Consider the following 14,155-nt stretch of genomic DNA (forward strand, 5'->3'; position numbering starts at 1 on the left):
TAATGTGTGGTATCACCGGATGGGTTGATTTTAAACGGTCCTTGTTAGGTGAACAAGGCACCGTTAAAAAAATGGCGGAAACATTAGAAAAGCGAGGTCCTGATGATACAAACGTGTGGGTTCAACAGCATGCGGCGTTTGGGCATAAGCGATTGGTTGTGGTAGATCCACAAGGTGGCAAGCAGCCGATGACTAGACAGAAAGAGCAAAAAGAATATACGATTTGCTATAATGGTGAGCTTTATAATACAGAAGATATTCGCAAAGAGTTATTGAAGCGAGGGTATGAATTCCAAGGGCACTCTGACACGGAAGTACTACTAACAGCTTATGTTGAATGGAAAGAGGAGTGTGTGGACTATTTCAACGGAATTTTTGCTTTTGCTATTTGGGATGCGTCTGAAGAAAAGTTATTTATCGCACGTGACCGTCTAGGCGTCAAGCCTTTATTTTATCGATCGTATGATGGTGGAATACAATTTGCATCAGAATTAAAAGCGATTTTAGCTCACCCAGAAGTACCAGCTGAAATTGGCTTAGATGGATTAGCTGAAGTGTTAGGATTAGGCCCTTCACGCTCTCCAGGGCACGGTGTTTTTAAAGGAATTGATGAATTAAGGCCTGCTCATGCAATGACGCTAAGTAAAAGTGGACTTAAAGTGTGGAGATATTGGAATGTGAAAAGTGCAAAGCATACGGATTCATTAGCAGAAACAACGGAAAGAGTAAAGTTTTTAGTTGAAGATGCGATTGTGCGTCAATTAGTATCGGATGTTCCAGTGTGTACATTTTTATCAGGTGGAGTAGATTCCAGCGCCATTACAGCAATTGCAGCTAATTCATTTAAAGAGAATGGGAAAGGTCAGCTTCATACGTATTCGATTGATTATGAAGACAATGACAAATTCTTTAAAGCAAATGAATTTCAGCCGAACTCAGACTATACGTATATTCAGCTCATGTCTGATACCTTCCAAACCAATCATCATCGTTGCGTTATATCAACGGAAGACCTTGTGCATCATTTAACAGAAGCTGTAATTGTACGTGATTTGCCTGGAATGGCTGACGTAGATTCCTCATTATTATGGTTTTGTAGAGAAATTAAGAGGGATTTTGTTGTTGGATTATCTGGAGAATGTGCAGATGAAATCTTTGGGGGATATCCGTGGTTTCATCGCCAACACGACCTGCAATCCGATACGTTTCCTTGGATGCGTTCTTTAGAAGGACGAATGAACTTGCTACAAGATTCTTGGAGAAAGAAACTTAATTTAGAAGAATACGTAAGAGCTACCTACGATAAGACGATTAAAGAAGTGCCTGAACTAGATGGAGAATCAGGTGAAGATGCGCAGCGCCGCAAATTATTTTATTTAAACATGGTTTGGTTCATGACAACTTTATTAGACCGAAAAGATCGCATGAGTATGGGAGCTAGTTTGGAAGTACGGGTTCCGTTTGCTGATCATAGACTAGTAGAATATGCATGGAACATTCCTTGGGATATGAAAATGGTTGGTAATAAAGAAAAGGGGATTTTGAGAAAAGCATTAGAAGGGGTTTTACCACATGATGTTTTATATCGTAAAAAGAGTCCTTATCCTAAAACCCATAATCCAGCCTATACAAAAGCAGTAACGCTCTGGTTGGAGTCGCTTTTAGGAGACAAATCTTCAGCGCTTCATGAATTCTTTAATCGTGAGCAATTAAACGCGATTATTAAATCCGGTGGAGAAGACTTTAAAGTGCCTTGGTTTGGTCAATTAATGACAGGACCTCAGCTGCTTGCTCACCTAGCACAAATTCACGTGTGGTTTGCGCATAATAACATTCAAATTAAAGAGTAAAGTTATATAGCCTTTTGATTCAGAAATTTCTACTGAATCAAAAGGCTTTTTATATGGCGTGCTAGAGACGTCTATTTTATTTGGACAACACATACATATTTTTATAGAGTAGGGTAAAAGAGTGAGTAGTTAAACTACTTGCTCTTTTTTGTGTCTAAAAACACAAAAAAATGAATTTTTTTACAAAAAATACAAACTTTGTTCTTAATTATTTAGTGATAACGATTACATAACATGTTTTTGAAAAAAAACTTATTTTTTATTGAAATTAGCTTGAATTTTTTGAAAAATCATCATATGATATTAAACATAACATTCAATGTAATAAAATCTTACATCCAAACAGGGGGAACGATGAATGAAGAAGGTGGAAGCAATTATCCGTCCAGAAAAGTTTCAATCGTTACGTGAGAAGTTAGAAGAAGTGGGGATTAACGGTTTAACCGTTTCAGAAGTTGCGGGTTGTGGTCAACAAAAGGGAGAGCAAGGGTTGTTTCGAGGTCAGAGCTTCGAAATTAAACTCGTTCCTAAAGTGAAGGTTGAAATGGTCGTAGAAGCAGAACATGTTGATGAAATTATCAAACTCGTTCAATCTACTTGCTCAACAAACCAAATTGGTGACGGTAAGATTTTTGTCTATTCAGTTGAAGATGCAGTTCGTATTCGCACAGGCGAAGCGGGTTTACAAGCGATATTATAAAAACAGTGTGAAAGGATGATCATTGTATGAAGAAGAAAATAGGTACCTTATTAATGTTAGGTTTGTTGACATCGACAACAGCTTACGCGGCAGATCCAACGGTAGAATCGGTCAGCGCTTCGGTTGATATGATGTGGGTCATGTTTGGAGCGGTGTTAGTATTCTTGATGCATGCCGGCTTTGCCATGGTAGAGACAGGTTTTACACGTTCTAAAAACGCATTAAACATCTTGATGAAAAATATGCTAACAGTGGCAATTTCGTCGGTCTTATATTTTGTTATTGGTTTCGCTTTAATGTTTGGAGATTCAAGCGGCGGCTTTATTGGAACAAGTGGCTTTTTCTTAAATGGTCAAAGCGATCAAATGAGTTTCTTTGTATTCCAAATTGTATTTGCTGCTACATGTGCAACAATTATCTCAGGTGCTGTTGCAGAGCGTATGAAGCTATCAAGCTACATGTTGTTAACGATTGCGATGGTAGCCGTTATTTATCCAGTTGTAGGCCACTGGATCTGGGGTGGTGGCTGGTTATCGGAACTAGGATTTGTGGACTTTGCAGGTTCCACGGTTGTTCACTTAACAGGTGCATTAGGAGCGGTTGTTGCAGTTTCATTTTTAGGAGCGCGTCTTGGTAAATATGGTAAAGATGGTTCTGTAAATGCAATTCAAGGACATAACATCCCTCTTGGAGCGTTAGGCGTATTCATTTTATGGTTTGGCTGGTTTGGATTTAATGGTGGAAGTACACTGGCTGCTGATCCATCATTAGTGCCTTCAATTATTGCCACAACGTTAATGTCAGCATCTTGTGGAGTATTATCTTCAGCACTTTATACGAAATTACGTTACAAGCGCATTGATGCAAGTTTAACGTTAAACGGTGCTTTGGCTGGGTTAGTTGGTATTACAGCAGGAACAGCAAATGTATCTATTCCAGGTGCAATCGTGATAGGTTTAATCTCTGGTGTAATACTTGTTGAAGCTGTTAATATTATTGATAGTAAAATGAAGTTGGATGATCCCGTTGGAGCGATTACAGTTCATGGTGTATGTGGAATTTGGGGAACATTAGCAGTTGGGTTATTCGATACAGCAAATGGATTATTTAATGGTGGAGGTGCTCAATTACTTGGAGTTCAAGCGATTGGTATTCTAGCAGTTATGGCTTGGACAATGGGGACAGTTGGAATTTTCTTATTCGTCTTAACGAGAATTACATCCATTCGTGTATCAAGCGAAGAAGAAATTGCTGGTTTAGATTTCGCAGAGCATGGCTCATCAGCTTACGAATTCCGTGAAAACTTATTATCTAAAGGAAGTGCAGATATCAATCCGGAATTTGGATTAGGGCTAATTGATCGCTTGAACAGCGTCGGAAAAAGCTCTAGTAAAGTAAATAGCGGTGTTAAAGAATCGGTTTAGAAAGATATTAAGAGGCTGGGACATAAGTAATTCAGCCAATGATAAACCTGAACGATTGAGAGTTTCTCACTTTTAATCGTTCAGGTTTTTTGTTGATTGTGAAAGCAATGGAACGAACGTGTTGGGACAAACCAAAAAGATTGGAACAGCTATTGTTCGTCTCTTAGAAGCAATCATTTTGTTATGTCCCAAACTCTTTTTTTATTGTGTTAATTAAGAGGGGATAAGAAAGCGTTGAGTTTAATTGTCAAAAGCGATACTCTAGAGGAAAGGCTCTAGGACAGGGGAGATGAGGATTGGGGAGAAAAGTTATTAGCTTACTGTTAGGTTTGCTGTTTGTTAGCTTTATTCCGGTACAAGTCGATGCAAGAGAATCAATTAAAGATGAGATTATGTACTATGTAATGGTAAATCGTTTTCAAAATGGAGACGAGAGCAATGATGTAAAAATAGACTATAATAATCCTTTTAGCTTTTACGGTGGAGACATAAAAGGATTGGAAAATCGAATTCCGTATATAAAAGATATGGGGTTTACAACCATTATTATCACGCCAATTTTCAAGAATGATGAACGTGGATATCATGGTTATAACGTTATCGATCATTATCAAATGGATGAACGCTTTGGAACCTTTCCACAATTGAAGGAATTTATCAAACAAGCTCATAAAGAAGACATGAAAGTGGTCATGGAGCTGCCTGTAACGGTCAGCAAGAAGCATCCTATGCTAGAAGATTTGAGTAAGGAGCAGTGGTTTACCGAGCAAGGAGAACGTGTAGAGCTACAAGTCAAGCAACCGGATGTGCAGAAGTACATAGAAGAAGTTGGAGAATGGTGGATTGAACAAACAAACTTAGATGGCTATTACTTTGCGGGTGTCGATGATTTTCCAGCAGCGTTTGTAAATCGGCTATCCCAGCAATTTCATAATAAGAAAGCAGGCTTTTATTTAATTGGTGAAGGTACGAAAGATTCCGATATAGAATCTCTCTCATGGGATTTATTTGTCAACCAAAAGCAGTCTAATGCACAGACACAACAATTAAGTAAAGGTGGTGCACTTCCTCAGTTAAGTTATTATTCAAACGAAGCGAGCGGTACGTTCTTAGACAATCCTCGTACTGAGCGTTTTACACGAACCGTACTAGATGCTAAGGAACACCCGGTGGTACGAACCAAACAAGCATTAGCGTATTTGTATTTGTCTTCTTCTGTGCCGATTGTTTATTATGGTACGGAAATTGCGCTAGATGGTGGAAAAGGAAGCGATGCACATCGGCTCATGAACTTTCAATCGAACCCTGAAATTATTGAGTATCTCACAAAGTTGGCAGGCGTGAGAGCTGAGCTTTTGTCCGTTCGCCAAGGAGATGTCACTCAGCTTTCAGATGATAAAGGAATGGGCGTGTACCTTCATAAAAGTAAGGGTGAAAAAACGTTGTTTGTTATAAATAATGATTCTCGCGTGCAAGTTGCTCAAATAGAAGAAAAAGAAATAGGTGAAGATCAAGAGTTGAGAGGTCTTATAGAAGGTGGCATCATTCGGTCTCAAGGTGGACAATATCATATTCAGTTAGATTCAGATTCTTCGAATATATATCGAATAGCTGAAGATAAAGGAGTTAATATATGGTATATTAGTATGATGGTTTTTGTTTATGGAGGCTTTTTGATTTTTTTGATTGCTGCTTCTAAAAAAAGAAAAAAAGGTAAGTTAATCAATGCTGAAAAACAATAGGATTTTCGATCGTTTGATGATACTATTTGACTATAAAATGTCAGCGCTATCAAGTAATGGAGAGATGATCATATAGGAGGGGACATGCGGTGAGCGTAACAATAAAAGATGTAGCAAATTTAGCAAAGGTAGCTCCTTCTACAGTCTCACGCGTAATTGCAAATAGTTCAAGAATTAGTGAGAAAACAAAACAACGAGTACGCGCAGCGATGGAAGAATTAGGATACCACCCTAATATTATTGCTCGTAACTTAGCTAATAAAACAACAGAAGCAATTGGTATGGTTATGCCAAGTTCTGCTGGGAACGTTTTTCAAAATCCATTTTTCCCAGAAGTACTGCGTGGAATCAGTACAGGTGCTCATGAAAAAAAGCGAGCTATATATATGTCAACCGGTGAAGCAGAATCAGAAATTTTAAGAGAAGTAATGCAAATGGTACAAGGGAGAAGAGTAGACGGGCTGATTCTCTTATATTCTAAAATTGATGATCCGGTATTAGCATATTTAAAAGAACAAAACATTCCATTTGTCGTAGTGGGAAAACCGTTCAAAGATAGTGAGTATATCACATATGTAGACAACGATAATTTCAAAGCCGGGAAAGAAGCAACAGAATACCTAATTGAACTGGGGCATAACCGAATTGCGTTTATTGGAGGTAGTTTGGACCTTGTTGTAACGATTGATCGTTTAACAGGTTACGATAAAGCAATACAAGGAGCTGGGATTCCTTACCGTAGTGAATATGTCATTCATGAAGAATTTCTACAAGAAGGTGGAAAAGAAGCTGTTTGTGAGCTATTAAGCTTAGAGGAACGACCAACTGCTCTCGTTGTAGCAGATGATTTAATGGCTTTAGGTGTACTCAATACTCTTGATGCAATTGGAATTTCAGTTCCGGAAGATATGTCGATTATTAGTTTTAATAATGTATTAATTGCTGAAATGGCAAGACCTGCACTCACATCAATTGATATTAATATTTTTGAATTAGGATATCAGGCTGTACGTAGCTTGACGAAAAAAATTGAAGCTTCTTCTCAACCAATTGAAAGTATTCGCATTCCACATTCAATTGTGACAAGGCAATCGTGTAAAAAGCGGTAATGAGTAGAAAACGACTGTATATGTGTATATACGGTCGTTTTTTTATTAATCAAACGTTTGTTTAAATAGCAAAAACCTTGTGGGAGTGAGGGTGCATAAGGTTACGCAAAATAATTTTGCTTATTGATAGATACTTCTTTTGCATGCAAATATTTTTTGCTATTGGTCGGAGCTGAATTTCTTGAAAAATAAGAAAAAAACGGAGATACGCATGTTGGCATCAATCTTGCAATAAAGATTAGTGAGTAGAAAAGTCAACTTTAGGAGGTATTTACATGGTGCGTACATATCAACATGAACCATTTACTAATTTTAAAGATGAAAAGAATCAAGAGCTATTTCAAGAGGCTTTATCATACGTGAATACACAATTAGGAAAAACATACCCTCTCATCATTAACGGTGAGCGTATTGAAACGGATGAAAAAACAACGTCTATTAACCCTTCAAATAAGAAAGAAGTAATCGGCTACGTGTCATTAGCAAATCAAGAGCTAGCTGAAAAAGCAATGAATGCTGCGTTAGAAGCTTTTGTAGATTGGAAAAAATGGAAAGCTGAAGACCGAGCAAATATTTTGTTCCGTGCAGCAGCAATGCTAAGACGCCGAAAGCATGAGTTTTCTGCCTATCTAGTCAAAGAAGCTGGGAAGCCTTGGAACGAAGCGGATGCAGACACAGCAGAAGCAATTGACTTTATTGAATATTATGGAAGGAAAATGCTAGAGCTTACAAAAGGGCAGCCAGTTAATAGTCGTCCAGGCGAATATAATCAATATAACTATGTTCCGTTAGGGGTAGGGGTCATCATTTCACCTTTTAACTTCCCGCTTGCAATTATGGCTGGAACAGCAATTGCGGCCATTGTAACTGGCAATACCATTCTATTAAAACCAGCTGATGCAACGCCCGTTGTTGCAGCCAAGTTTGTAGAGCTCATGGAAGAAGCAGGTTTACCGAAAGGTGTCCTTAACTTTATTCCTGGTAAAGGATCTATTATTGGAGATTATTTAGTTGAGCATCCAAAAACAAGATTTGTTTCGTTTACAGGTTCTCGAGAAGTAGGATGTCGTATTTATGAACGCGCAGCAAAAGTACAGTCAGGCCAAATTTGGCTAAAGCGTGTGATTGCAGAAATGGGTGGCAAGGATACTGTGTTGGTTGACCGCGATGCTGATTTAGAGTTAGCTGCTTCATCCATCGTTTACTCTGCTTTTGGCTTTTCTGGTCAAAAGTGTTCAGCAGGATCAAGAGCAGTTATTCATGAAGACGTATATGATGAGGTCGTCGAAAAGGTTGTCTCCTTAACAAAAACATTAAAAGTAGGGAATCCAGAAAGCGTAGATACGTACATGGGACCGGTTATTCACCAAGCGTCGTTTGATAAAATTATGAAATATATTGAGATTGGTAGAACAGAAGGAGATTTATTAGTAGGAGGGGAAGGGGATTCATCTAACGGTTTCTTCGTCCAGCCAACTGTGTTTGGGAATATACATCAAGATGCTCGCTTGATGAAGGAAGAAATCTTCGGGCCTGTTGTAGCGGTTTGTAAAGCGAGAGATTTTGATCATATGTTAGAAATTGCGAACAACACGGATTATGGATTAACAGGCGCAGTCCTATCAAATACACGCGCTAATATTGAGCGTGCGCGTGAAGAATTTCATGTCGGAAACTTATATTTTAATAGAGGGTGCACGGGAGCGATTGTTGGTTACCAACCATTTGGTGGATTCAATATGTCGGGTACTGATTCAAAAGCTGGTGGTCCTGATTATTTACTGCTTCATATGCAAGCAAAAACAACATCTGAAATGTTCTAATAATATACGTAAAATAAAACGAAGGAGGATGACTTAAATGGTACAGGTAAAACAAACAGACACAATTATTCAACAAACGGAAAGGTTCGGAGCAAACAATTATCATCCACTACCAATTGTTATTGAAAAAGCAGAAGGAGTGTGGGTGCATGACCCAGAAAACAATAAATATATGGATATGCTAAGCGCGTATTCAGCAGTGAACCAAGGTCATCGTCATCCTAAGATTATTGAGGCACTAAAGTGCCAAGCAGATAAAGTTACGTTAACGTCACGCGCTTTTCACAATGATCAGTTAGGTCCATGGTATGAAAAAATTTGCAAAATGACAAATAAAAATATGGCATTGCCGATGAATACGGGAGCTGAAGCGGTTGAAACAGCAGTTAAAGCTGCTCGTCGCTGGGCGTATGATATAAAAGGCGTTGCGGAAGATCAAGCGCAAATTATCGCTTGTGAAGGAAATTTCCACGGCCGTACAATGACAGCTGTTTCGTTATCATCAGAAGCGGAATATAAGCGAGGATTCGGTCCAATGCTACCTGGAATTAAGATAATTTCATATGGTGATTTAGAAGCTTTGAAAACTGCCATTACACCAAATACAGCAGCATTTCTTATTGAACCCATCCAAGGTGAAGCAGGGATAGTACTTCCACCAGAAGGATTCTTAAAAGCTGCTTTTGAACTTTGTAAAGAAAATAATGTACTCTTCATTGCAGATGAAATTCAAGTGGGGCTGGCTCGTACTGGAAAGTTATTTGCTTACGAGTGGGAAGGTTTTGAGCCTGATATGCTGATTTTAGGAAAAGCATTAGGGGGAGGCGTATTCCCAATTTCATGCGTTGTTGCAAACGATGATATTCTAGGTGTATTTAATCCAGGGTCGCATGGTTCTACGTTTGGAGGAAACCCACTTGCTTGTGCTGTTTCCCTAGCGTCGCTAGAAGTGATTGAAGAAGAAGAGTTAGCAAAGCGCTCATTGGAATTAGGTAATTACTTCAAAGAAGAGCTCAGCAAAATTGGAAACCCGATTATTAAAGAAGTTCGAGGTCGTGGTCTATTTATTGGTGTAGAGCTATACGAAGCAGCTCGACCATATTGTGAAAAGTTAAAAGCAGAAGGACTTTTATGTAAAGAAACGCATCACACAGTTATTCGATTTGCTCCACCGCTCACGATTTCGAAAGAAGAGCTTGATTGGGCAATTGAGCGAATTCAAAAAGTATTTCATATCTAAAAAGCCCAGTCGTACGGTGTTACATCGTGCGACTGAGCTTTTTTACGATAGAAGGAGATGTTGATAATATGTATGAACAACTTGTTCATTTGTCATTGGAACAAAAAGTGGAGCTGCTCACAAAAACATTGGTGAAAATCGAAAGCGTCAACGGAACAGAAGGAGAGGAGAAGCTTGCTGAATTTGTAAAAGAGTTACTTCAAACATTTCCTTATTTTATTGAAAACCCCCATCACCTATGGGTACAAAGCGTTCCTCAGGATCCCGTGAATCGAAAAAATATCTTTGCATTTGTGAAAGGTAAAAAGCAATCGGCAAAAACCATTGTGTACCATGCACATTTAGATACGGTGGGGGTAGATGATTATGGACACCTTAAGCACATTGCATACGATGCTGATGAATTAAAGACATATTTTATGATTCAGCAAAAGGATGCAGAAGTTCAAGCTGATGCAGCATCCGGTGACTGGCTATTTGGTCGTGGGGCCCTTGATATGAAAAGTGGTATTGCAGTTCATCTTGTTAACACTCTTTACTTTACGGAAAGAATTAAGGAGCTCGAAGGAAATATATTATTGGTCATTAATGGGGATGAAGAAAGTGAGCACCGAGGAATCTTAGCTGCTGTTAAAGAGTTGAAACGAGTGAAAGCAGAGTATCAGCTAGACTACGTAACGGCCATTAACAATGACTTCATTGCGCCTTTGTATGAAGGAGATCAAACACGCTATCTCTATACGGGTACAGCTGGAAAGGTATTGCCATGCTTTTACATTCATGGTCGTACGGTGCACGTAGGCGATACGCTGCTAGGAATTGATCCAAATGTGATTGCCTCTGAGCTGACGCGAAGTATTCATAATAATATGAGCTTAGCAGAAGAGCTTGAAGGTGAAATGATTTTACCACCGACTTGTTTGTACCAGAGAGATGGAAAAGACGCATATAATGTGCAGACGGCTGTATATACGCATTTGTACTTTAATTATTTTATGTATGAAAAGAAAATCAATGAAGTAACGAATGAATTGTTGAAAGTGGCACGTCAAGCATGTAAAGAGGTTGAACATAGGCTTGCTCATGCGTATGAAGATTTTTGTAGAAGAGCACAATTGCCTAATTGCACCCTGTCATTTGAGGTAGAAGTCGTTACGTTACACCAGTACCTTTTAGACTTACAAATACAAGGCATTGATCCGCGCTCTCATATCGAGCAAACGCTAATTAAATATGAGTCGTTAGAAGCTCGAATGAAAGCTTTTAAACTAGTAGAAGCACTTCAAGCTTTGGATGCTTCTCATAAGCCTCGAGTGATTTTGTTTTATGCACCACCTTATTTACCGCATAATCACGTAGACGTAAGCACTGAGAAAGGGCATGAACTTGTGAACGTGATACATGCTTGTGTGGAAAAGTTCACTTCTGAAACGAGTGAGAAATTCGAAGTGCGAAAGTTTTTTCCTTATTTATCTGATGGAAGTTTTTTATCATTTTCAGAAACGCAAGAAGAAATACAGTCTTTCACGAGGAATTTTCCAGGTTGGGAGTTTGATCAAACCATCCCATTTCAAGAAATTAAGGATTTAGACATTCCATCTATCAACCTTGGCGTATACGGAAAAGATGGTCATAAATGGACGGAAAGAGTCTATAAGCCTTATTCATTTAAGATTTTACCTCAGTTCATCCAGCATGTGACAACGGAGCTATTGAAGACGAAATAAGGCAAAAGCCTTATTTCGTTATATTCAAACGGCGCATCCGATATTGTAAGCTCTGTCTACTCATTCCTAGTGCCTTAGCTGTCTGTGAAATGTTATCTTCATGGTATTCTAGCGCCTCTTTAATACAGTGAGCTTCAAACTGTAAAAGCTGTTTTTTCAAAGGGACATAGGCTTGATCTTCATTCCGTACCTGGCTTATCACTTTGGTATTAACAGGGGGAAGGAAGCGGTTTTGATATTGAAATGGCAAGTGATGATAATGAATTTCCTCCTCACCAATCATGAGGTTCATCGCGCCTTCAATGACATGTTCTAACTCTCTAACGTTACCTGGCCACTCGTATTGTGAAAAAGACGACATGACTCGTTCATCAATTCCCATTACCTCCATTTGAAAGCGATCGTTGTATTTTTGAATAAATGTTTGAACAAGCTCTGGGATATCTTCTTTACGCTCTCTTAGAGGAGGAATCTGTAGCGTAACGACCCCTAAGCGATAGTATAAGTCTTTTCGCAATCGGTTTTCGTTAATAGCGTCAATGGGATCTTCGTTCATATTAGCGATAATGCGAACATCTATCGTTCTTTCTTTCGTGTCACCAATGCGACGAATCGTTTTTTCCTGCAAAACACGAAGCAGCTTTGCTTGAAGATTTGTAGGAAGCGAATTTATTTCATCTAACAGCAGTGTTCCTCCATTAGCTTGTTCAAAAAGTCCAGGCTGGTCTGCTGAGCCCGTAAAAGCACCACGCACTGTGCCGAAAAGAAGACTTTCCATTAAGGTATCTGGAATTGCTGCGCAGTTTTGTGAAATAAACGGTTTAGCTGATCGACTGCTTCCATTATGTATGCTTTGAGCAAATAACTCTTTCCCGGTGCCTGTGTCACCTACAATCAAAACGGATGAAGGAGTGCGCGTGGCTCGTTTAGCGATATTCACTACATCTTGAATAGCGGTACTGCTACCGATGATCTGCTCAAACGTCACCATTTTTGACTCTCGGTGTCGGTTGTTTTCGCGGATGAGCTTTTCAAGTTGAGTTACATCTTTCGCAATTTCAACCGCCCCTTTAATTTTTCCATCATCGATAATTGGAAAGGTATTATTGATTGTAGTAATTTCCTTTCCTTTATTGTTAAAGTACGTTTGCTTGACATTAATGGTTGTTTTACCCTCACGTAGAGCTTTGACAAGCGTACTTTCTTGATTATCTTGGAACATGAAGACATCAAGCAAGTTCTTATGAAGCACATCATGTTTTTCCATTGATTCCATTTTCATCATTTGTTCATTATAAATAATGGTTGTACCATGTTCATCAATTGCATGAATACCAGCATCAACTTCATTAATGATTTTTTCAAAGATGGACTGAACCAGCGGTGTAGAATAGTTAGACTTTGTCATTTCCTCAATCCCCTTTAAAGCAGCATCTTATCATTTATTATTTAAGCAGATATGTCTTTTATATGCAAAAAAAGAAGAAGCTGTAGGGAAATCTACAGCTTCAGTAACGTATTATCCATTTACAATGGTTCCACCGTTTATATGGATAACTTGTCCAGATATATAGGATGAATCGTTGCTTGCTAAAAATACATAAGCAGGTCCAAGCTCAGAAGGCTGGCCAGCACGCTGCATCGGCGTATCTGCACCAAATGAAGCTACTTGTTGTTCATCAAAGGTTGAAGGGATAAGAGGTGTCCAAATAGGTCCAGGAGCAACACCATTTACTCGAATACCTTTCGCAGCTAATGATGCTGACAACGAGCGCGTAAATGATACAATGGCTCCTTTTGTTGATGAATAATCAATAAGCTGATCGTGACCATGGTAAGCAGTCACAGATGTTGTATTGATAATAGAACTTCCTTTTTTTAAGTGAGGCATCGCTGCTTTTGTAAAATAAAAAAATGAGAAAATATTTGTTTGAAATGTTCGCTGCAGCTGCTCAGCACTAATCTGTGTAATATCTTTTTGAGGGTGCTGCTCAGCAGCGTTATTTACTAAGATATCAAGCTGTCCAAATTTCTCAACGGTTTCATGAACTACTTTTTCACAAAACGGCTCTTCACCAATGTCTCCAGAAAGAGCTAAGCATGATACACCATATTCTTCAATGGTCTTCTTCGTTTCATCTGCGTCGTCATGCTCATCTAAATACGTAATAACAATATTGGCGCCTTCCTTTGCGAAATGATATGCAACTGAACGTCCAATACCGCTGTCACCGCCTGTAATAATCGCTACTTTTCCAGAAAGTTTTCCACTAGCTTTGTATTCCGGCTCAATCGCAGTTGGTTTTGGGTTCATTTCTGATTCAATGCCAGGTTGTTTTTGCTGATGTTGTGGGGGAAAGGTTTGTTTTTGCTGTTGTTGACTCATTTGCTTATACACTCCTTTAAAAGTAATTGATGATATAGAATGTAAATAGTATGCGTGGTGCTAGAATAAGTATGCATAAAGGAAAAAAAGGGGCTGTCCAAAAAGTCAGTAAAAGCTGATTTTTTGACAGCCCTCTTTCTGGATTTTTTTTTGA

The 14,155-nt window shown here is 38.8% G+C and carries 10 protein-coding genes; 8 read left to right on the forward strand and 2 right to left on the reverse strand.

Annotated features, from left to right (window positions below; all coding sequences use genetic code 11):
- The first annotated feature begins 2 nt into the window (after positions 1-2).
- The 8 genes from asnB to AC1UFB_RS05730 all read left to right on the forward strand — a co-directional run bounded on the left by asnB (position 3) and on the right by AC1UFB_RS05730 (position 11,615).
- Positions 3-1,850: an asparagine synthase (glutamine-hydrolyzing) gene (gene asnB / locus AC1UFB_RS05695; RefSeq protein ID WP_138117368.1), complete on the forward strand. Its 1,848-nt coding sequence runs from the start codon at positions 3-5 to the stop codon at positions 1,848-1,850.
- 358 nt (positions 1,851-2,208) lie between these two features.
- On the forward strand, positions 2,209-2,550 hold the full coding sequence (locus AC1UFB_RS05700) for a P-II family nitrogen regulator (protein ID WP_328101149.1): 342 nt from the start codon (positions 2,209-2,211) through the stop codon (positions 2,548-2,550).
- Between the two features lie 26 nt (positions 2,551-2,576).
- On the forward strand, positions 2,577-3,974 hold the full coding sequence (locus AC1UFB_RS05705; RefSeq protein WP_482588712.1) for an ammonium transporter: 1,398 nt from the start codon (positions 2,577-2,579) through the stop codon (positions 3,972-3,974).
- 296 nt (positions 3,975-4,270) lie between these two features.
- Complete coding sequence (locus AC1UFB_RS05710) at positions 4,271-5,716, forward strand: alpha-amylase family glycosyl hydrolase (RefSeq protein ID WP_328100827.1); 1,446 nt, start codon at positions 4,271-4,273, stop codon at positions 5,714-5,716.
- Between the two features lie 89 nt (positions 5,717-5,805).
- Positions 5,806-6,825, forward strand: coding sequence for a LacI family DNA-binding transcriptional regulator (locus AC1UFB_RS05715; protein WP_100348034.1), 1,020 nt, complete (start codon positions 5,806-5,808; stop codon positions 6,823-6,825).
- A gap of 275 nt (positions 6,826-7,100) precedes the next feature.
- Complete coding sequence (gene pruA, locus AC1UFB_RS05720; protein WP_328100826.1) at positions 7,101-8,648, forward strand: L-glutamate gamma-semialdehyde dehydrogenase; 1,548 nt, start codon at positions 7,101-7,103, stop codon at positions 8,646-8,648.
- A gap of 37 nt (positions 8,649-8,685) precedes the next feature.
- Positions 8,686-9,888 (forward strand): ornithine--oxo-acid transaminase, encoded by a 1,203-nt coding sequence (locus AC1UFB_RS05725; protein ID WP_025911877.1) that lies wholly within the window; start codon positions 8,686-8,688, stop codon positions 9,886-9,888.
- A 68-nt stretch (positions 9,889-9,956) separates the two neighbouring features.
- The gene (locus AC1UFB_RS05730; protein ID WP_482588715.1) at positions 9,957-11,615 is read left to right on the forward strand and encodes a M20/M25/M40 family metallo-hydrolase; all 1,659 of its coding nucleotides are present in this window, start codon (positions 9,957-9,959) and stop codon (positions 11,613-11,615) included.
- 10 nt (positions 11,616-11,625) lie between these two features.
- On the opposite strand, the gene AC1UFB_RS05735 is transcribed toward AC1UFB_RS05730, so the two are convergent.
- A complete protein-coding gene (locus AC1UFB_RS05735) occupies positions 11,626-13,023 on the reverse strand; it encodes a sigma-54 interaction domain-containing protein (protein ID WP_100348031.1) in 1,398 nt (465 codons plus the stop codon).
- Between the two features lie 111 nt (positions 13,024-13,134).
- Complete coding sequence (locus AC1UFB_RS05740) at positions 13,135-14,001, reverse strand: SDR family oxidoreductase (RefSeq protein WP_061785604.1); 867 nt, start codon at positions 13,999-14,001, stop codon at positions 13,135-13,137.
- Positions 14,002-14,155 lie beyond the last annotated feature (154 nt).

Source organism: Priestia sp. KCTC 13724 (assembly GCF_056820425.1).

Coding starts and splice junctions, on each gene's coding strand:
- AC1UFB_RS05730 (WP_482588715.1), top strand. CDS start 9,957: ATGTATGAACAACTTGTTCATTTGTCATTGGAACAAAAAGTGGAGCTG.
- pruA (WP_328100826.1), top strand. CDS start 7,101: ATGGTGCGTACATATCAACATGAACCATTTACTAATTTTAAAGATGAA.
- AC1UFB_RS05705 (WP_482588712.1), top strand. CDS start 2,577: ATGAAGAAGAAAATAGGTACCTTATTAATGTTAGGTTTGTTGACATCG.
- asnB (WP_138117368.1), top strand. CDS start 3: ATGTGTGGTATCACCGGATGGGTTGATTTTAAACGGTCCTTGTTAGGT.
- AC1UFB_RS05740 (WP_061785604.1), bottom strand. CDS start 14,001: ATGAGTCAACAACAGCAAAAACAAACCTTTCCCCCACAACATCAGCAA.
- AC1UFB_RS05700 (WP_328101149.1), top strand. CDS start 2,209: ATGAAGAAGGTGGAAGCAATTATCCGTCCAGAAAAGTTTCAATCGTTA.
- AC1UFB_RS05735 (WP_100348031.1), bottom strand. CDS start 13,023: ATGACAAAGTCTAACTATTCTACACCGCTGGTTCAGTCCATCTTTGAA.
- AC1UFB_RS05725 (WP_025911877.1), top strand. CDS start 8,686: ATGGTACAGGTAAAACAAACAGACACAATTATTCAACAAACGGAAAGG.